The 20,048-nt window shown below is 46.9% G+C and carries 18 protein-coding genes and 2 pseudogenes; 11 read left to right on the forward strand and 9 right to left on the reverse strand.

Features of this window, described 5'->3' with window-relative positions; genetic code table 11:
* Positions 1-250: 250 nt before the first annotated feature.
* Positions 251-1,951, forward strand: a complete 1,701-nt coding sequence (locus tag QMK20_RS01840) for a glycoside hydrolase family 13 protein (RefSeq protein WP_283654334.1) — start codon at positions 251-253, stop codon at positions 1,949-1,951.
* A 116-nt stretch (positions 1,952-2,067) separates the two neighbouring features.
* Here QMK20_RS01840 and pdaA read toward each other — a convergent pair whose 3' ends face one another.
* Entirely contained in the window at positions 2,068-2,865 is a 798-nt protein-coding gene (gene pdaA / locus QMK20_RS01845) for a delta-lactam-biosynthetic de-N-acetylase (RefSeq protein WP_283654335.1), read from the reverse strand.
* 335 nt (positions 2,866-3,200) lie between these two features.
* On the opposite strand from pdaA, the gene QMK20_RS01850 reads away from it, so the two are divergent.
* Positions 3,201-4,223 (forward strand): methionine ABC transporter ATP-binding protein, encoded by a 1,023-nt coding sequence (locus tag QMK20_RS01850; RefSeq protein ID WP_283654336.1) that lies wholly within the window; start codon positions 3,201-3,203, stop codon positions 4,221-4,223.
* Complete coding sequence (locus tag QMK20_RS01855; RefSeq protein ID WP_283654337.1) at positions 4,220-4,885, forward strand: methionine ABC transporter permease; 666 nt, start codon at positions 4,220-4,222, stop codon at positions 4,883-4,885. Before QMK20_RS01850 ends, QMK20_RS01855 begins: the two co-directional genes overlap by 4 nt.
* 24 nt (positions 4,886-4,909) lie before the next feature.
* On the opposite strand, the pseudogene QMK20_RS27500 reads toward QMK20_RS01855, so the two are convergent.
* Positions 4,910-4,987, reverse strand: a pseudogene (locus QMK20_RS27500) (CysS/YqeB C-terminal domain-containing protein); the annotation flags it as partial.
* A gap of 237 nt (positions 4,988-5,224) precedes the next feature.
* On the opposite strand from QMK20_RS27500, the gene QMK20_RS01860 reads away from it, so the two are divergent.
* Entirely contained in the window at positions 5,225-5,659 is a 435-nt protein-coding gene (locus QMK20_RS01860) for a hypothetical protein (protein ID WP_283654338.1), read from the forward strand.
* Between the two features lie 71 nt (positions 5,660-5,730).
* Here QMK20_RS01860 and QMK20_RS01865 read toward each other — a convergent pair whose 3' ends face one another.
* The 3 genes from QMK20_RS01865 to QMK20_RS01875 form a co-directional block, all read right to left on the reverse strand.
* Positions 5,731-6,834, reverse strand: a complete 1,104-nt coding sequence (locus tag QMK20_RS01865) for a WG repeat-containing protein (RefSeq protein WP_283654339.1) — start codon at positions 6,832-6,834, stop codon at positions 5,731-5,733.
* A gap of 92 nt (positions 6,835-6,926) precedes the next feature.
* On the reverse strand, positions 6,927-7,316 hold the full coding sequence (locus tag QMK20_RS01870; RefSeq protein WP_283654340.1) for a MerR family transcriptional regulator: 390 nt from the start codon (positions 7,314-7,316) through the stop codon (positions 6,927-6,929).
* Positions 7,317-7,367: 51 nt separating this feature from the next.
* Entirely contained in the window at positions 7,368-8,828 is a 1,461-nt protein-coding gene (locus QMK20_RS01875) for an alpha/beta hydrolase family protein (RefSeq protein WP_283654341.1), read from the reverse strand.
* A gap of 261 nt (positions 8,829-9,089) precedes the next feature.
* Between QMK20_RS01875 and QMK20_RS01880 the strand changes: the two genes are divergently transcribed.
* Positions 9,090-9,242, forward strand: coding sequence for a hypothetical protein (locus tag QMK20_RS01880; RefSeq protein WP_014279467.1), 153 nt, complete (start codon positions 9,090-9,092; stop codon positions 9,240-9,242).
* Positions 9,243-9,314: 72 nt separating this feature from the next.
* Here QMK20_RS01880 and QMK20_RS01885 read toward each other — a convergent pair whose 3' ends face one another.
* Both QMK20_RS01885 and QMK20_RS01890 read right to left on the reverse strand, forming a co-directional pair.
* On the reverse strand, positions 9,315-10,691 hold the full coding sequence (locus QMK20_RS01885) for a transcriptional regulator (RefSeq protein WP_283654342.1): 1,377 nt from the start codon (positions 10,689-10,691) through the stop codon (positions 9,315-9,317).
* A 138-nt stretch (positions 10,692-10,829) separates the two neighbouring features.
* Positions 10,830-12,593 (reverse strand): alpha-glycosidase, encoded by a 1,764-nt coding sequence (locus QMK20_RS01890; protein ID WP_283654343.1) that lies wholly within the window; start codon positions 12,591-12,593, stop codon positions 10,830-10,832.
* A 150-nt stretch (positions 12,594-12,743) separates the two neighbouring features.
* Between QMK20_RS01890 and QMK20_RS01895 the strand changes: the two genes are divergently transcribed.
* From QMK20_RS01895 to QMK20_RS01915, 5 genes and pseudogenes are all read left to right on the forward strand, one after another.
* The gene (locus tag QMK20_RS01895) at positions 12,744-13,418 is read left to right on the forward strand and encodes a response regulator transcription factor (protein ID WP_283654344.1); all 675 of its coding nucleotides are present in this window, start codon (positions 12,744-12,746) and stop codon (positions 13,416-13,418) included.
* Positions 13,418-14,810: pseudogene (locus QMK20_RS01900) on the forward strand (sensor histidine kinase). Before QMK20_RS01895 ends, QMK20_RS01900 begins: the two are co-directional and overlap by 1 nt.
* A gap of 59 nt (positions 14,811-14,869) precedes the next feature.
* Positions 14,870-15,787 carry an ABC transporter ATP-binding protein gene (locus QMK20_RS01905; RefSeq protein ID WP_283654345.1) on the forward strand — a complete coding sequence of 306 codons (918 nt, stop codon included), beginning with the start codon at positions 14,870-14,872 and terminating at the stop codon, positions 15,785-15,787.
* The gene (locus QMK20_RS01910) at positions 15,784-16,500 is read left to right on the forward strand and encodes an ABC transporter permease (protein WP_283654346.1); all 717 of its coding nucleotides are present in this window, start codon (positions 15,784-15,786) and stop codon (positions 16,498-16,500) included. The genes QMK20_RS01905 and QMK20_RS01910 overlap by 4 nt, the downstream gene beginning before the upstream one ends.
* Positions 16,500-17,228: an ABC transporter permease gene (locus QMK20_RS01915; protein WP_283654347.1), complete on the forward strand. Its 729-nt coding sequence runs from the start codon at positions 16,500-16,502 to the stop codon at positions 17,226-17,228. The genes QMK20_RS01910 and QMK20_RS01915 overlap by 1 nt, the downstream gene beginning before the upstream one ends.
* 728 nt (positions 17,229-17,956) lie before the next feature.
* Here the strand turns inward: QMK20_RS01915 and QMK20_RS01920 are convergent.
* Positions 17,957-18,208: a hypothetical protein gene (locus QMK20_RS01920; protein WP_283654348.1), complete on the reverse strand. Its 252-nt coding sequence runs from the start codon at positions 18,206-18,208 to the stop codon at positions 17,957-17,959.
* Positions 18,209-18,355: 147 nt separating this feature from the next.
* Between QMK20_RS01920 and QMK20_RS27505 the strand changes: the two genes are divergently transcribed.
* Entirely contained in the window at positions 18,356-18,523 is a 168-nt protein-coding gene (locus QMK20_RS27505) for a GHKL domain-containing protein (RefSeq protein WP_481857737.1), read from the forward strand.
* 96 nt (positions 18,524-18,619) lie between these two features.
* Here the strand turns inward: QMK20_RS27505 and QMK20_RS01925 are convergent, their stop codons facing one another.
* Positions 18,620-19,576 carry an L-lactate dehydrogenase gene (locus QMK20_RS01925; protein WP_283654349.1) on the reverse strand — a complete coding sequence of 319 codons (957 nt, stop codon included), beginning with the start codon at positions 19,574-19,576 and terminating at the stop codon, positions 18,620-18,622.
* Between the last annotated feature and the right edge of the window lie 472 nt (positions 19,577-20,048).

Below are 20,048 nucleotides of genomic sequence, written 5' to 3' on the forward strand. Positions count from 1 at the left end.
GAATGGGACCTCTTCTGGCTTATGGATATGGGCGGTTCATATATATAGGTAACGCCAGAGTAACTTTTACAACCTGTTTTTTTAAAAAAAATTTCAAAAAAATTCGAATGCCTCATCATGGCTCTGCGATTGCGTCGAAGCAAGCTTCAAACTTCCTTTTCCGCGTCACACCAACGATTCGTCCGCAGGTATTGCGTGTATGTTAAGAGCATATGCTATTGGATGTACAGGGAAACCACAGGAGGAAATCATGCCTAAAAAGATATGGTGGAAGGAAGCCGTTGTGTATCAGATTTATCCGATTAGCTTTCAGGATTCGGATGGAGACGGAAAAGGAGATTTACAGGGGATTCTGTCCAGGCTGGACTATCTGAGTGAGCTGGGCATTGATGTCATCTGGATTTGTCCGGTGTACAAATCGCCCAATCATGATAACGGCTACGATATTAGCGATTATTATGCCATTATGGATGAATTCGGAACGATGGAGGATTTTGATAAACTCCTTTACAAGGCGCATGAACGAGGCATCAAGATTATGATGGATCTGGTATTAAACCATACTTCGGATGAGCATCCATGGTTTACAGAATCACGCTCGTCCAAGGATAATCCGAAACGAGACTACTACATATGGCGAACAGGCAAAAATGGCGGATATCCGAACAATTGGGAATCGTATTTTTCCGGTTCTGTGTGGAAATATGACAAGCTTACAGACGAATATTACATGCATCTGTATTCCGAGCATCAGCCGGACCTCAACTGGAACAATGAAGAAATGGTCGCTGAACTGTACCGCATGGTGGAATGGTGGCTGAAAAAGGGAGTCGATGGCTTCCGATTTGATGCCATTGCCCATATTGTCAAAACCGAAGGGCTGCCGGACGCCAATAATCCCGAGAAACGGACATTGGTACGGGCCTATCAGCTTTTTTCCAATTTGGAACAGGTGCATGTGCTTCTTCGCATGCTGAATGAAAGGGTGCTGGAGCGGTATCCCTTAATGACCGTCGGTGAGACATCAGGCTTAGGCCCTGAACAGGCGCTCGATTATGTGGGGGATCAGCGACATGAACTGAATATGGTTTTCCAGTTTGAACACATGTTTATAGATGCCGAGGGACAGGGAACAGAAAAATGGAAACCCAAACCGTGGACACTGGTAGAGCTTAAAAAAATGATGAGTAGCTGGCAGACGGTGCTTCATCAGGAAGGCTGGAATGCGAATTATCTGAACAACCATGATCAGCCGCGTGCCCTTTCGCGATTCGGAAATGATGGACAGTACCGTGTGGAGTCGGGCAAAATGCTGGCAACCTTCACGCATATGCTCGAAGGTACGCCGTACATTTATCAGGGCGAGGAAATCGGCATGACGAATATCGCTTACTCGTCGATTGATGATTACCGGGACGTGGAGACGTTGAATTATTATGAACAGCAACGGAAGCTTGGCCAACCGGAAGAGCAGATTATGGCGGCAATTTGGAGAAAAAGCCGGGATAATGCGCGGACGCCCATGCAGTGGAATGGAGGCCATGCGGCCGGGTTTACCGATGGAGAGCCGTGGATGAAAATCAATAATAACTACACGCACATCCACGCTGAGGCGGAAAGACATAACCCGGATTCGATTTTTCACTATTATCGTAAGCTGATTGCCCTACGTAAACAACATGAGGTGATCGTTTATGGTGAATATAAGCTGCTGCTGCCGCTGGATACCGAGTTGTATGTGTTTACCCGCACGTTGGGGAAGGAGCATCTGCTAGTCATTTTGAATTTCTTTGATCATGACCCGATGTTCCACTGGCCTGAGGAGGAGGGCTATCCTGCCGTCAAAGCGGAGCTGCTTCTGTCCAACTACGAACCATCGCAAGGGGAGAATCTGCATGCTTTGAAGCTGCGCCCTTATGAAGCAAGGGTGTATAAGCTAACCTTAAAATAAGTATATGGTCCCTTACCTTCCTTAATTGTAAAGCAAAAAGCCCGATTGACACTGTCTGCTGTACACAGTGTGGATCGGGCTGATTATATTTAGCCATTCATCCAATTCAGCTATTTTTATTGGTAATGCTTAACCTTAAGGTCGTCCAGGCTTTTAAACTCATATCCTTGCTTGCGGGCTTCGTCAATAATCGAAGCCAGCGCCTCGGTATTGTCCTTGGATACGGAATGGAGCAGAATGACTGCTCCAGGGTGGAGCTGACGTATAACTTGTTGGTAGGCATAGTCTGCTCCCTGCTGGATATTTGTGTCCCAGTCCTTGTAAGCCACAGACCAAAATACGCTCGTATATCCGGCTTCTCGGCAGGAGGCCAATGCCTTTTCGCTAAAAATGCCGCGAGGCGGGCGGACGTATTTCATTTCCTTTTGTCCGGTGAGCTCTGCCGATGCATTTCGTACCCGATCCAGCTCAGACCGGATCTCTGTCGAAGAAATGGTACTCATATCAGGATGACTCCATGAATGGTTGCCAATAATATGGCCCTCACTCGCCATGCGGCGCATCAAAGCTGGTTGATCCTTCACAAAATGTCCGGTTACAAAGAAGGCGGCCGGAACCTTTTTGGCCTTTAATACATCCAGCACCTTGGGCGTATATCCATTCTCATAGCCGTTGTCGAACGTGAGAAATATTTCTTTTTTGGTAGTATCTCCGAGAAAGATGCCCCCCTGTTTTTCAATCAGGTGCATAAAGCCCTCCTGTGCGATAGAAGGCAGCTCGCCCCCCTTGCTTTTTTTGAATCCAAAATGATAAGGCTGTTCGTCAACAGTTTGAGCAGCTAGCGCGGATTCACCCGAAACAGCTAACATCCCCATAACCGCAACGCATAGCCACAAGGCAAATATTCGTTTCATTTAACTTCCTCCGCTTCCGTCCCATTTGGGCAAGGTGTGTATGCTTCGGCATATTCCATAGCGTCTGCAATACCACGCCTGTTTATGCAAAAAATGCTCTCAACCTTAGGACGAATATGGGTTTTGACAATCCCTGTAGTTAGATGACGATGCCCTCAGGGCTAAAGTTTAATCGTTGGACCTCAAAAAACACATATTGACATGAATATTAAATCGAAGTAGTATACTTTATAAAACTTACTAGAATACTCGGATTTAGTGGATTAACGATAAAGGGATGCAAACAGCTCAATGACATCTTACATTCTTAGAGGGATCGGAAGGAGCTAGAAGTAATGATTGAACTAAAAAATGTATCCAAAACCTATGTGAGAAAAGGCTTAAGCATTGAAGCGCTAAAAAATATAAATATCAAAGTGGATAAAGGTGATATCTTCGGTTTTATCGGATTCAGCGGCGCAGGTAAAAGTACGCTGATCCGGTTGGTTAACCGTCTTGAGAAGGTCACCAGCGGGGAGGTTCTTGTCGAAGGAGAGCAGTTGAATACCTATTCGACATCAGGGCTTCGGAAGGTAAGAAAGAAGATCGGAATGATTTTTCAGCATTTCAATCTGCTGGAGTCGAAAACGGTGTTCGACAACATTGCGATTCCGTTGGTGCTGCTCAAGCGCAACAAACGGGAGATTGAGCAACGGGTAAAAGAGTTGCTGGAATTCACAGGCTTGTCTGACAAGGCGAACAGCTATCCGAGTGAGCTTTCTGGTGGTCAGAAGCAGCGTGTCGGTATTGCCCGGGCGCTGGCGAGCAACCCGTCTATCCTGCTCTGTGATGAGGCGACTTCGGCGCTTGATCCGCAGACCACGCAGTCGATTCTGGATTTGCTTCGCAAAATCAACAAGGAATACAAGATCACCATTCTGATCATTACGCATGAGATGTCAGTCATTCAGCGGATTTGCAACAAGGTAGCTGTGATGGAAAAAGGTGAAATCATCGAGCAGGGCAATGTGCTGGAGGTATTCGGACAGCCGCAGCACCAGACGACGCAAAGCTTTGTGCGCACGGTTATTCATGATAAGGTGCCGGATAGTGTGCTGCAAACGTTCGAGCAGCAAGAAGCACAGCGGATTTACAAGCTGGAATTTATCGGACAGTCTGCTTCCGAGCCAGTGGTTCATGAATTGATTCGGCAGCATGAGGTCTATGTGAACATTTTGTTTGCCAATATGACGGAAATACAAGAGACGACCATTGGCTATATGACAATCCAACTTCGCGGCGAGGAGCATGCCGTCCAGCAGGCTGTTGATTTTATCAAGAGCAAAGGGGTCAACATTCAGGAGGTGAAGGCCATATGATGATTACAGGAACCTCTATAACCTGGGATCAACTGTGGGAGGCTTTGTATCAATCCTTGCTCATGGTCAGCATCTCGTTATTCATTGGCGCATTGATCGGTATACCTATCGGTATTTTGCTGGTCATTACCCGTTCGGGCGGAATTTTGGAGAGCAAATGGTTTTACGGTATTTTTAATCCGATTATTAATATTGTTCGTTCCTTGCCGTTTATCATATTGCTGGTAGCGATCATTCCGTTGACGCGTCTGATTGTAAATACATCCATTGGGACGAGCGCGGCGATTGTTCCGTTGATTTTCTATATTGCGCCATATATCGGCAGACTGGTCGAAAATTCGCTGCTGGAGGTGAATCCGGGCATATTGGAGGCAGCCGATGCGATGGGAGCGACCCCTTTTCAGGTTATTCGTTACTTCTTGCTCCCCGAAGCGTTCAGTTCTCTCATTCTGTCGTTAACGACAGCCGCAATCGGCTTGATTGGAGCCACTGCCATGGCAGGCGCAGTCGGTGGCGGCGGGATTGGCGACCTGGCGATATCGTACGGCTATCAGCGATTCGATACGGTCGTTACGCTCATTACCGTCGTGATTCTTGTTGTATTTGTACAAGTTGTTCAGTCCTTGGGTAACCTACTGTCCCGTAAAGTACGCAGGGGTTGATTTTTATAAGGATTATATGAACTTTTAGTTCTGAGCCCGCCAATATTGGCGGGTTTTTTCGTCGCGGACGACAAAGCCCGGCTTGGCGATTTCATAGTGTAAATCATGAGCAACTTCGGCGGGAAGGTCAGCACTGCTCCGAAGCTTCGTCCTCTGGGGTTCGAAACGTGGATAGAAGCAAAGATCGTTCTTATATTTTGACTTGCGGTTGTTAGGGAAGGTCTGTAGTTACTTATATTAGTGGGGGGAAATGATGCTGACATCCAATGAATGTGGAGCCATTCCGATGTACAGCGACTCCATCGCATCTCTTCAATACCATTTTAGGGGGAAACAAATATGGAAAGAACCGCCAAAACCTATGCAGCAGCAATTGACTCTTTAAATGTTGAATCCAATTATTTACCTAAGGGGGGTGTTACTCATTGTAACGAATTTGCACAAGATGTAATGAAGAAGATGTCGGCCGCCCTGCCTGGTGGTATAGCTAATGAAATGGCAGATGCATTGAGTAATAAAAAAGCTCCCGGTTGGTACGCTGTCACATTCAGCGACGCTCAAAAAAGGGCCAACCTCGGTTATCCAACAATCGGTATCAAAAAAGAGACAGGTCATGGTCACGTGGTGGTGGTCAGACCTAAAGGCTCATCCATTACAGTATTGAAAGAAGTACAGGTTGCACAGGCAGGCACTTCTAATTTTAACAGTAAAACGATCAATTGGTCGTGGAAGGCGGCAGACCTGCCAGGAGTGAAATTTTATACGCACGATTAATTAGGCTGAAAGCGGCAGTAAACAACCCAAAGGCGCGGCTTTATGCTTTCCGCACCTTTGGGTTATAAGATTTACTTTGAAGGTAAGTGCTTGGTAAGGAGAAATGCAATACCCTGTTCTTTCGATGCCACGGCGTAGCCATCTGCAAAAGAGGAGGATATATTCAAATATTGAAGTTTGGTCAGCAGCTTGCCTTGGCGGTCAATGTAGCCGAACTTACCGTCAGAATTCGTTCCAACACCCACGAGGGCAATGCCTTCCTTGAAAGACTCGGCTCGGGTATATTTCTGATAACCAATGACCAATTTTCCTTTGGGATCAATGAAACCGACTTTGCCGTTTTGATTATAAACAGCGGCTAAACCTTCGCTAAAATAACTCGCATCCGTATACCGAAAAGGAATAACGTTCTTTCCCTGCTTATTGATAAAACCCCACTGACCTTTGGTGTTTTGCACGGCAGCCAGCCCTTCGGAGAAATCGCCCCCTGATTTATATTGCAGAGGAATAACAACTTTCCCTGTCGTATCAATGTACCCATACATTCCTTTACTGCTTTTAACCAGAGCCAGCCCTTCGTAAAATCCACGGGAAGTGGCATAGTGATAAGGAATAGCTAATTGTCCTTTTTTATTGATAAACCCGATTTTATCGCCTTTTGGATTGTATACCAGAGCCAAGCCATATGTGAAATGATAATCTGAGCTATATTTTTGCGTCAAACGGGTAACGTTCTTTCCTGTTCGGTCGATGAGGAAATCTCTTTTGGTATCTGCTGTTATTACGTGGGCCAAGCCTTCGGAGAAATTCCCTGCATCTGTATATTGGCAAGGAATAGCCAGTTGTCCTTTCGTGTTAATGAAGCCGTACAGATTCGTTTTATTGTTTTTAACCAGCGCACGTTGCTCGTTAAAATCGCTGACAGGTGAAATATAGTCGGGAAGGGTAAAGGCCTCTTTCCCTTTCGCGTTATAGTACACAAGCGAGCCGTTGGATTGTTCCGCAAATAGCAAGCCATCATGAAAGTTCCCGTCACTTTCAGGTATAACCATATTATAATCGAGAGGTGTTTGAGAAACTTCAAGAGTTGGCGTGTTGCTAGATGCGAAGCCTGTGCTCGTCATTGTGAATGCAGTACATAACAGTAGTAAAGCTAATGCTAACTTTTTTTTCATTTCAATGCTCCTTTATGGGTTTCATTTTATAGAAAATAATTCCATGGATATAGACGAACAATTTGTAAATAAGTTTCTTTATACTGTGTTTTTTATTCAGGGATATGAAATGATTTCAAATAGTTTTGGATATCGGTCTGAGGGGCTTTAAGCAAGCCCAGCAGTAACGATTGCAGGGTGTGCAGCGTGTCTATGTGGGCTTCAATCTCAACAATCTTTTTTTGAACAATTTCCCTCAATGTGTCTTCGTCCATCTCCTGACTGAGCAGTTGGAGCGTTTCTTGTATTTCCCTAAGTGAATACCCTAATGATTTGGCATCTTTAATAAACTTGATCTTTACCAGATAGTCATCCGTATATATGCGGTATCCATTCGCAGCCCGCTTGGGAGCAGGCAAAACACCACTATTCTCGTAATAACGAATGGTTGCCATGCTCAATCCGGTACGCTGTGACAGCTCGCCCCGTGTCATTCCCTCCATGCCTGAACCTCCGATTTTCTAGTAAAATCGCTACTTTTATATCAGAAACAGCTATGATCTCTTTTTCGTATACGTTGGATCGAACGACACCTCGGGATATTCAGGCGAAGCGCCTTTTAATAGCGGCTGCTGTTCACCTTTAAGATATTGGTCGAAAAAGGCTCGTACATACGATCTCGTAATATCAATATTATGCACAGGGTCTATATTTTTAGCAAAAAGAGAGGGTGAAATCAGGGCCAGATCCGTAAAGCTCTGATGGAAGAGCTTATCAACCGTCAAATAATAGGTATCATTTTGACTTTTGGTCATGACAGACTTTAGATCGGGGGCAAATTCCGTATAAAAGACTTTATCTTTTTTCGTAACCGACGGTTTTAAGCTCTCGGCCGTGGTTCCTGTCATCATATACATGAAGGGCTGCTGCAATCCGGTATGGGCGACGGTTCCCCAGAATCCACCCTCCAGGCTGACACCCGCTTTAAAACGCTGGTCCTGCGCCAAGGTTTCAGCTGTTGTCGCCCCGCCGTAGGAGTGTCCGAATATGCCCACATGCTCCAGATCCAGCTTGCCTTCGAGCAATCCGTTAGGATCTTGTGTATTCCATGTCGTAAGCGTGTCCAGCACGAATCGGGAATCGGCTGCGCGAATGCTGACACCCTTTACGTTATTTTCATATAGCTCAGCCGATGTCGGGAATTCGGGCTCCGGCGTGTAGGGAATGACCCGACCATCAGGGAAGGAAACTTTAGCTGAAGAGTAGGGATGATCCATGCCCACTACAATATAGCCATGACTCACGAGTTCCTCCACAGCCGTCATGCTCTGGAAACGGGTAGAACGGACGCCGGGTGAGAACAGCAGCACCGGATATTTTGCCTCAGCGTTTGATATCTCCGCACCTTGGACGACATGCGTAGGAATCGTTGTGAGGTAACTGAATAGCTGCTTCGGTATTCCGAATACAAGGCTGATGGCTTCTCCCAGCTCAGCAGGGTAGGGCTCTTTGGGTTTTTGTTTTGCAACATCGGGGTCGACAGGGTACCAGACATTGACCATCAATTCCCGCTTGTCGCCAGGTACTGCACTGAGGGTTTCGTCACGGCTTTGATCGGTCAAATGCTGCGAAATGGTGCCAATAGCATATTTCCCCGTCGGTTCAGGGAGCGAGAAGGCAGGCAATACATGCGTCAAGTACATAGATCCGGCTGTTAAAGCCATAACGACCATAGTTAGCAGCCCCTTTTTCATATATATATTTTTTCGAGTTTGGAGACGTTCTTTAGCTTGGGGCTTGATGATTCTAAGGATAAATCCGAGGATCAGTATCCATGCAACAAGATAGGTCGGAAGCATTTGCAAGCGAAAATGATCCATATTTCCATGCAGCAGTACGACCAATACGAGGGAAGATAATACGGCTGTATCCAGCCGCCTTTCTCTTTTTCTAAACACAATAACGCCTGCGGCGGCCAAGCTGACCAGCAGCACAGCGATCTCAAGTGTCCTCATGATGTAATACCTCCATCCTTTAGATCAAGCATAAACGTTGAAGTATACTACAAGGTCAAGCACCAGGTATTTTCCAACCCTCAGCCTCTTTTCTACTATGATCTACTATTCGCCGATACAACTTCTCCTACTCTAGCATATTCATATAACATATCTCTTCGCAGTTGAGATCGACTCAAGGATGGTTTATATCCGTCTGAACAGGGGACTCGCAAATGAGAGATTTAAAGGAAAATCACGTATTTTAAGGAGGTAATTGCTTTGGGAAGAAAGAGACGAAGCGGCTTTAAAAATAAGAAAATTTCGGTAGACGTCAGACAATCTTCTTCAGCTCAGTCTGGACAAGGTGGCAACCCCATTTCTATCAATGCTTCTGATGTCGGGGTAGTAAGAACAGATATTCAAAATAAATAATCTGTTAAAAAAGTTATGTAGCCAACGCGTGCCGATACTCAATCGACGCGCGTTGTTTGAGTTTAGCCTGAGTTAGTCATCATCGTTCAAATACATTCCGTCCATTAATCTCTTATATTCTGCATCAGTTTCACGGGACGCAAATAATCGGGAATGCTCATAAAGCCCAATATATTTAATGATACAGGATTTATTATTGACCTCAAAGGCTTTTTCCATACCGTCGATTAGATACCGAAAACCAACGTCAAATGCCCCTCTGCTTAAATAATAGTGTGACAACTCATACAGAAAAAGAATATATAAATCTGGCGTGATCTTGTGCGTATACGTAACAATAGCTTTTTCCCGCGCAATAAAGGCTGCAATGTCTGTGTCGAACTTTTTAAGAAAATAGTCTACCTTGATATTCTGTTGATTGGCGGCTCTGACGATTTTAAACAATCCCGGCATCAGCTCCGTTTGTGAAGCTTCAATGCATTTAACATAATCCAAAATAGCGCTTACATCTCCGGTTAGCATTTTATATAAAAATAGACTGGACCGTGCCCATCCTTTACATTTGTTCAGCCAGTATTGAGTTTCCTCATCCGTCTCCTTCACCCAGCTTAGATCAGCATACGCATACGTATATTGTAGTGCTTGCTTGTAGTTTCCCTGGGCCTCACAAATGTTCGCACGAAGATAGTTAGAATAGGCCATATAAAAGAACATTGGTCTTTGTGGCTTTTTGAGTGGTTCCTGATTAACTTTATTGGGCTGGTGCATAAGAAGGTATTGAATATTAGCCTCATCGTCCATATCCTGAGCCAGGTCCTTGGATAAATCCCAAAATTTTCCTTGTATATATGCATTCGCCAGTTCTCTTAATGCGTCGAGTCGGTCGATGTCGTCAAGCTGATCCAAAAGGGTAAAAACCCGGTTAGCAGCCTCCACGTTTTGTTCTTTATCAGGCCCCAGGCCAAGAATAAACAAGCGATACTGGCACAAAGCCAGTCTTTCTGAACGTCGGCCCCCCTCCCTTTTGACGATATTTTTATAAAGAAGGGCTGCGGCGGCATGTTTGTCATGTTTGAAAAAATCCTCAGCTACTTCGAACAACAGAGGAGCGTAAGTCGCATTATTCAACCCTAAATAGCTGATTTGCTGAATGCAATCCAGCTTGTTCAGTTCTTCACATCGGTATAAAAAAGGTTTAATATTGCGCCAATCATGGGCAGCTTGGACCAAATATTCCTCGATGTAATGCCCATAAAAGTGGCCTGGATTCAGTCGCATACCATATGTAACCCGATCCAGTTGCTCTACCGAGAATAGCATTTTTTTGCCCAGAATAGCATGGACTGTTTCCGTTTCTACATCCGCCATTTCACAAAATTGCGTAATGCTTAGGTCTTCTCGTGCCATGAATTGCTCCAGCTCTGTGCGTATCGTGGTTGTATGTTCCAAATAAACCACCCCTTTCACAATCCGGATGCTAAATCAGCGATTATCTGAATATATTATATCACCGTTTTGGGAATGTTTGTATGTAGATAGGAGTAGCCTCAAGGGATGAGACTACTCCGTTTATTAAAAGGAGAGCGTCTATTCCATCCGCGTCGCAGGCATTGTCTTCAGCACGGCGTAGCCATAGGCTGGAAGCTCAGCGCGTAAGCCCTTCGCTCCTGCGGACCACTGGCTTTCGCCAAAAGCCAATTCCCATTCCTGCTCGGGAATGTCCAGCTCAAACACATGGCTCTTACCGGAACGGTTAAACAGCACGAGCAGCATCTCTTCCTCGCTGCGGCGCTCATAGGCGAGGGATGCGCCTTCCGGCTCTGCCTCCAGGAAAGTGAGGCTTCCCACAGCACGCAGTGCCGGGTGCTCCTTACGCAGCGCAATCAGCTCGCGGTAAAAGTCGAACAGCTCGCGGTCCTGCTTGTCAGGGTCCCACTCCATGCACTTGCGGCAGCCTGGATCGGCATCTCCATCCAGACCGATTTCATCACCGTAATAGATGCAGGGCGCGCCCATGTACGTGAATTGGAACAGAGCGGCCAGCCGCATCAGCCGCTTGTCATCGCCACACAGCGTCAGGAGGCGTGGCGTGTCGTGGCTATCCAGCAGATTGAAGGCCACTTCAGAGGCCTGCTGCGGATAGCGGGCCAGCTGCCGTCCGATGGCAAAGGCGAAGCTTTGGGCATCGGACTCTTTTTTGACGAAAAAATCATTCACCGCATAAGTGAACGGATAATTCATCGTCGCATCGAACTGGTCACCCTGTAGCCATTCAGACGATTCATTCCACATTTCACCCAGAATGTACGCATCCGGGTTGGCCTGCTTGACCGTAGTGCGGAACTCTCGCCAAAAGGCGTGATCCACCTCGTCTGCCACATCCAGCCGCCACCCGTCGATGCCAATCTCATCGATCCAATATTTTGCCACCTTCAGCAGGTACTTCTTCACCTCAGGATGCTCAGTGTTCAGCTTGGGCATCATCGGCTCCAGCCCGAAGGTATCGTAGGTCGGTGTATCATCCACCACTTCCAGCGGGAAGCTATGTACGTGGAACCAGTCCTTGTAAGGGGAGGCTTCGCCTTTTTCCAGTACGTCCACGAACGGCTTAAAGGTACGTCCCGAATGATTGAACACTGCATCGAACAGTACCCGGATTCCCCGGTCGTGGCAGGTGTCTACCAGTTTTTTTAACGTCTCCTTGTCCCCAAAATGCGGGTCCACCTCCATATAATCCTCGGTATCGTATTTATGGTTGGTCGTCGCCTTGAAGACAGGCGTTATATACAGGGCGCTAATCCCCAGCTCGTTCAGGTGGTCCAGATGATCTAGGATCCCCTGTAGATCGCCACCAAAAAAATTGTCGGTCCGCGGCGTGTCCCCCCATGTCTCGGCACCTTCCGGGCTTATAGAGGGGTCACCGTTCGCAAAGCGTTCCGGGAAAATCTGATAAAAAACCGCATCCTTCACCCATGCAGGTGGTTTGAGAATATCAATTGGATTCAAAAACGGGTATTGGAACAGGCCGTCTGCATTTTGAGGTTCTTGGGTGGTAAAGTCGTTCTCGTTCATCCATAATTGTTCTTCTTCGTCTTCCAGAAAAAATCCATATTTCAGTCGGCGGTGAGTGGGCTTTACGGTACATTGGTAGTAATCAAATCTGCCGTCGGTGGCGAATTTGGACATCGGAATGAGCTGTCGGGTACGATCCCAGTCGTATTTGTCCCCGGTGAGAGCGTGCACAGCGGTCAGGTCATTTTTCTTCACACGAAGCCGTAAAAATAGGGTTGCATCATCATAACCAAAAGCCCAATTGCGCTTCGGATGGTGGTATATCGCTTCCAGCAGCATATGGCATTCCTCCTTTTTGCGAGCCGTAGAATTTGAAATCATATAGCATATGTCGTATAAGGTAGTTATTAACCTTTTTACGCGGGTTATGTATCATAAATGCTATAATGCCCATTACATAAAAGAAAAACGATAAGTAGGTGTGTGTCAATGAAAACAAATGTGTTATATATCGAGGACGATCAGGATATCGGCGCTTGGATGCATCAGTATTTGGAAGAGCGGAATTACGCTGTGGTGTGGCTGCGCAGCGGGGATGGAGCTGTGGAAGCATCCCATACATGCCAGCTTGTGATTCTGGATGTGATGCTACCTGGTCTGGATGGATTTACGATTGGAAAACGGCTCAAGAAGGAGCGGCCGGAGCTTCCGATTCTTATGCTGTCAGCCCGAACCTCCATTGACGATAAGCTGCAAGGGCTGGATTTTGCCGACGATTATGTGACGAAGCCCTTTCATCCGGACGAGCTGATTGCACGTATGGAGGTTTTGCTGCGTCGTTCAGGTACGGTGCCCGAGGAATCCTTGCAGTTGGGACATCTGACAGTGTACCCTCCCGATAACCGTATTATGAACCGTGATACCGGGGAAGAAATTACGCTGACAGGCAAGCAATATCATATTTTTGCTTATTTGCTGCGCCATTTGGGCCAGATTATGACGAAGGAGCAAATGTATGAAGCCGTGTGGGGCGATCCATATATCGACGGGGACAAAACCCTAATGGTCCACATCCGGCATCTGCGTGAAAAGCTGGAGGTTGATCCCGCTACTCCCCGCATCATTGAGACGATCCGTGGTGTAGGCTATCGGGTGAAGGCATAATGAACGGACTGCGAAAGGGAACACGTTTCCGAAATTCGCTGTTGTTCCGTTATCTGATCATTATTGTGGTTGCCATGATGCTGTTGCCGATCATGTTGCCTACTATGATAATTGTAAGTAGTGTCTTGTCTGGTTGGGTTACGGATATGAAGCCTGCAAATCCACATTATCCCTCCAGTTCCCGGACCGAAGATAGCTGGCATCGTGAAGCCGTAGCCTTAAAAGAAGCCACACCGGAGCAAATTTCAATCCATTTACGCAAAATACAGGGAGATACTTTTCCCGATTCACAGATATTTTGGGTGGATGCAGCGGGGGAAAACAAGGCTGGAGCTCCCCGCACAACCTGACGTTCCAAAGCAATGGGATGCGACGCAGGCTGTTGTATTTATGAAGCAAGCCATGAATTCAGACTTATTTACTGTAGTTTCATTTATTGGCGATGGTCAGAAGAACGCCAATCAGGGCTATATGGTATTAAAAATTCCTCGCTCGTTCTTTGATCAGCAGCGTACGGACAATAGCATGATGCTGTACTACCTCTTTTTTATTTTACTGATACTTGCAGCTTTTATATTCGTATCTCTCCTGTTTTTTGGAGGCATTCGGCGCAGACTGGTGCGGCTTCAGGTAGCTATGTCACAACGGGGAGAGGATGGGTTGCCCATTCTTGTCAGCACTGGACGGCCGGATGAAATCGGCAAGCTGGAGGAAGCGTTCAATCAGATGGTCGAGCAACTGGCCGAGAGCCGGGGACGTGAGCGCCAAGAGGAAGAACTGCGAAAAAGGCTGGTCGCTGATCTGTCACACGATATTCGGACGCCGCTTACGGTCGTGCGTAGCCACCTGTACACATTGGAAGACGAAAACCTGAGTGGCAGGGGAAAACAGTCTATTTCATTGATGGAAAACAAGCTAAAAGACCTCGGAAGTCTGATCGACAACCTGCTCGCCTATAATCTTCTCTCCAGCGGCAAATACACGTTGAATAACGAATCGCGTGATATCCTGCGGCTGGTGCGGGAGTGTGCGGCCAGCTGGTATCCGGTTTGGGAAAAGGAAGGCTTTGAGATGGATATCGATTTGCCTGAGCATAGTATCGTGTGGAAGGTGGATGAGCAGGGCTTCCGTCGTTTGCTGGACAACCTCTTTCAAAATGTAGTTCGCCACGCCGCCTCAGGCCGATATATCGGTATCCATATAGAGGAACATAACGGGAAAGAGGCATTAGTCATTACGGATAAAGGACCGGGAATGGGGCAGCGATCCAGTGGACAAGGAGCCGGGATTGGCTTGGCGATTACTGAATTGCTGGCCCGTGAAATGAATCTGGAGAGGGACATTGTCAGTTCATCCGCCGGGACACAAATCCGTTTTTTAAACAAAACTTAAACTAAGAGTTCCCTTGGTCTTAAACTTGGCACGTTACGATAGGTGTCGAGGTGAGGAACTTGAACGAATACATTATTGAAACGAACGGTCTCAGCAAATTATACAAAGGACGTCCTGCGGTTAACCAGCTGGATCTGAAAATAGGGCGGGAAGATATTTACGGCTTTCTCGGCCCAAATGGAGCGGGGAAAACGACAACCATCCGTATGCTGCTCGGACTCATTCGCCCGACTAGAGGAACGATCCGCATATTCGGTAAGGATATCCGCAAACATAAGTTGGATATTTTGCGTAAAGTCGGCTCGCTGGTCGAATACCCTTCGTATTACGGTCATTTGAACGCAGTGGAAAATCTGGAGGCTATTCGTCGCATTTTAAATGTGCCCAAGGAGAACATTGCGGACGTGCTGGAAGTCGTTCGACTGACCAAGCATGCCAAACGCCCGGTCAAGGGCTACTCGCTGGGCATGAAGCAACGGCTTGGTATCGCCGCCGCGCTGCTAGGCAATCCGGAATTGCTTATTTTGGACGAGCCTACCAATGGTTTGGACCCGGAGGGCATTCAGGAAATGCGTGCATTGATTCAGGCGATGCCCAAGGAACGAGGAATCACCGTGCTGGTATCCAGCCATCTGCTAAGCGAAGTGGAGCATATGGCGAATACGGTGGGAATTATCCGCGAAGGAGAACTGGTTTTCCAGAATACGATTCACAATCTCCGTCAGGAATCCACAGGGGGGATTCGTATTGTGACGTCGGACCCTGAAACAGCCCAGCTCATTGCACGTGAGCAGGGTTATCATTCGGTGAGGGACGGGGCTGCTCTGGATTTTGAAAACATGAATGATGCGGCTGTAGCGCTGCTGGTCAGAAGGCTGGTCGAAAATACGCATGCTATATACCGGGTAGAGGAACGCCGAAAATCCCTGGAGGATATGTTCATGCAGGTCGTCGGCAAAGGAGGGACTTCCCTATGATGCTGCGAGCGCTGACTGCGGATCTGCTCAAAGCGCGCAGGAAGGGGATCTGGTTTCTGGTGTTCCTTGGCCCCCTTGGGCTGGTGGCGATGCAGGCGCTGAATTTCGGGCTTCGTTATGATTATCTGATTCCGCGCAGCAAGGGTCATCTGTGGGAAGCCTTGATGGATAACATCGCTGTTTTTGTTCCCATTGCACTGGTGTTAGGGGCCGCGATGGTCGCTTCCATGCTGGCGAATGTGGAGCATTCGTCCAACTCATGGAAGCAACTGCTGGCCTTGCCGATCTCCAGATTCAGCGTCTATATGGCCAAGCTGACGCTGGCTATCGGGATGCTGTGTGTATCCTGCCTGCTACTTACCGTTGGAACGTGGGGACTGGGCATGATACTTGGCTTCGGGGGAGAGCCTGCTCCGATAGGAGAATTGCTGCGGCTCGGGTTCTGGCCCTTGGGAGGTACACTGCCCATTCTCGTACTACTGTTGTGGCTAACAGTCACGTTTCATAATCAGGCACTGCCTGTAACACTGGGCATTACGCTAGGCATCGGCAGCTTGTTTGCTTCCCAGCTATCTGGGTATTTTCCGCTGGCTTGGCCCCGATTCGCATGGGCTGCACCTCAAGCGTGGATGTTTGCGTCCATTGGCTGCGGAATGGGTGCGCTTCTCAGTCTGCTGACGGCGGCTCATTTTAGCAGAAAGGATGTGGCGTAATGCTCGGAGGATATGTACGACTGCTTTCTGTCGAACGTTTGAAAATAGCCAAGTCGCCCGTCTGGTTGCTTGCGCTCGTCAGCCCGGCGATTGCCGTTCTGATCGGACTACTGTCGACCCCCGGAGGGAATTGGCTGGCATTGTTATCTAGCATGCTCACAGTGCATGCGCTGCTGTTCATGCCGATGCTGACCGCCGTATTTGCATCCATGGTCTGCCGATTCGAGCATGGGGGCGGCGGCTGGAAGCAACTGCTGTCGCTGCCATTATCCCGCACCAGTCTCTACGTAGCCAAGCTGACGATGATTATGGCTTTGGTAGGGCTGACTCAGCTATTGTTCGGGGGAGCGCTGCTGGGTGTCGGAGCTGTGCAGGACATGAACGGGCCGATCCCTTGGGCAATCATTGCCCAAAGTCTGCTCGCAGGCTGGGTAGCCTGTCTGCCGCTGGCTGCGTTACAGCTGATGGTGTCTTTCCTGTGGTCCAGCTTTGCCGCGCCGCTCGCTTTGAACTTTGTTTTCACAGTGCCCAATATTCTGGTCGCCAACTCACAGACTTACGGTCCGTACTATCCGTGGGTACAGCCTGTGCTGGCGATGATGCCTGCCGGAAGAGACAGCTTCGGGGCATTCATCGTACCAGCCGATACGCTGATTACGGTTGTCCTGGGCAGCTTTGCTGTGTTTGGGATTGCGGGCCTGACGGTATTCCGTCGTAAAGAAATATAGGACGGAATATGAGGGTTCAGCTCTATCTGTTTTTTCAAGGGCTCTATTAAAACAAATGACCCTCTTATGGGTCATTTGTTTTAAAGTTATCATTCTTCCGGGTCACATTTCAGCATGGGTACATAAAGATCAGTCAACTTCTAGCTCGGGAAGTTATTCTAAATGCGGCATAGGTCGTCAGGGCATAAATAATACCGTACATCGCCCATGCGTCCAGGTTAGATTTAAAGGTAGCAATATTTGTTGTGATAAACAGGAGGGGAAGTAAAAGAGCTACACCTACAGCCAGTAGAACCCTCGAATGGAGAATTGCGCACATAATTCCAATTATAATGGCGATTAGAGGGCAGATGAGCAGAGTGGGGACAAGGGGGTTCAGTTGGTGAAAAACTAAATAAATCATAAATACACCTCGCCTTGAAGGAGTGTGGCAACTTCGTAGCTAATTTGTGCCCAAAAAACGAACCATTTCTTTATCGGAATGATAGCTCAAGGGAATGACAGCCTCCTCGGAACCTGTCTCTAAACTGTAGCGTCGTATTTCTCTGACTCGGTCCAAAGGTTTTTTCTTAACAAAGTCATATAATATATCAATTGAATTTCCAGAAATATGTGTACCTGATATATATCCTCTTTCAGTCTCTTTTTTTTGAATAAAATCTTTACTCTGTTTTAATAGAATTTTTTTAACGTTTTGTAAGGAATCATCCCATACCATAATTTTATTATTATATGACAGGCCGATCCTGAATACCCGGACGATTTCCATCCAGCATGACGATTAAACGATTATGAAACCATTGAAGGGACGATCCGTTATTTTGCCCCACTGGATAATATGCTTGCTCCTGAGACTTATGATTTGGAACAGAATAATTATGAAGCAAACTATTTGTGTTTAGATCAATTACATAAATACCAACGTTTTCTCCATTCCCGTCTATGTATAGTACATAAGCCTTATTATCTTTTTCTACCACAGATTGGAAATATCCTGGCAACATTATGTGATGAAGTGTCGAATTATCGGTCTTTGAGTATACCAACTCATTAGAATATACCTTTGGCGAATATTGTGGATTGTTACCCACATTCATTGAGAAAAATTTATGAATGTTATTAACACGATGAAGAATTTCACATGTGGTTTTCGCACGAAGAAACAAGAGCCTGATTTTCACGGAAACGGATTAGCTAACATTCGAAGGGTTACGGAGAAATACGATGGAAATATACGTATTGAGGCTATGAACCACAGATTCAATATCATGGTCTCTCTACAGCTTTTAGAATGAAGATAGTGTATTGGATAAGTGGATTTTTTTTGAAGTACAAATCGCGCCGGATTGATAAAATATGATAATACATCTCAATCCGGCGTATGACACATTTTATACTAAGCCCGACATGGCACGGATATTATCGCTGATGAAGCGGCAGGAGGCGTCGAACTTGGCTTGTTCTTCCGGGCTTAGCTCCAGCTCGATGACCTCCTGAATTCCTTTGCTGCCGATGATCGCCGGAACACCTGTGCAGACATTCGTGTGCCCGTACTCGCCATCCAATACGGCAGAAACCGCTATAATTTTACCGTCATCATTTAAAATGGACCGGGTAATATACGCCAGCGCATTGGCAATACCGAAATAAGTAGCACCTTTGCGAGTGAAAATCTCCCAGCCTGCATCCTTCGTTTTGCGGGCGATGTCATCCAGATCGACGTGGCTGAACCGCTCCTGATGCTGACGCAGGATGTGCAGGATTGGCTTGCCGCCAATGGTAACGTGTGACCATGCAACGAATTGGGAATCGCCGTGCTCGCCAAGAGCATACCCCTGTACGCTGCGCGGATCTATGGAAAACACCTCGGAAAGTAGCGTTTTAAGCCGGGACGAGTCAATGGAGGTGCCCGTGCCGATCACCTTGTTGCGTGGCAGACCGGATATGCTTTGTACAAGATAGGTCACAATATCGACAGGATTAGCGGCAATGACGAAAATGCCGTCAAAGCCGCTCTCCATAATCGCCGTTACAATTTCGCGCGTAATGATCACCGCATCATCCAGTACGGACAGACGATCTTGACCTGGTTTGGGGTTAGCTCCAGCCGTAATAATGACAACGTCCATATCCGTGCAATCTGCATATGTTCCTGCATGTACCTTGGTACGTGTGGACGTAAAATCCATACAATGAGACAGATCCAGTGCATGGGCCAAAGCCCGGTCATATGTGCGGTCAATCATCATAATTTCGTCACAAATGGACTGATTGACCATTGAGTAGGCACAGCTCGAACCGACCATACCCGCGCCGACAATAGCTACTTTCCTTGCCTTCCCCTTCATTTATGTTTCCTCCTCGTTCCAGCGAACGTTAATGTGCTATAAATTATGTCTGAAACCCATTTTACGTTACATAACATAACATATTGCTGGGCTTTTGGAAATATCCATTGTTTTGCCTTCATTCCGAAAAATATAAAAACAACTATGACCAGAGGCACATATATATGCTGAAATATAGAGAATACGTGGAATACGCAGTGTTTTTGCAGGTGTGGATTGCAGGGAGTGAGTAGCTTCTCTTGAGGTGGTATCCGCATTGTTTGTACTTTGCGACGCATTGATGATAGGAATTATGCCATAGGATCATGTGAAGTGTGACATTTATGTGACGGTTCTAGAAAGACGCCCTATTGAATGGGGACTAGGCGAGGTACCACGTACTTTGTCATATTTTATGTTCAGCTGGTTTATCCGACTGTATATGGTTGATTTGAAGTCGCTTCTTGCATTTTTATAAAATATTCGCTTATGA

The sequence above is a fragment of the Paenibacillus sp. RC334 genome, from assembly GCF_030034735.1.
Classification (GTDB): Bacteria; Bacillota; Bacilli; order Paenibacillales; family Paenibacillaceae; genus Paenibacillus; species Paenibacillus terrae_A.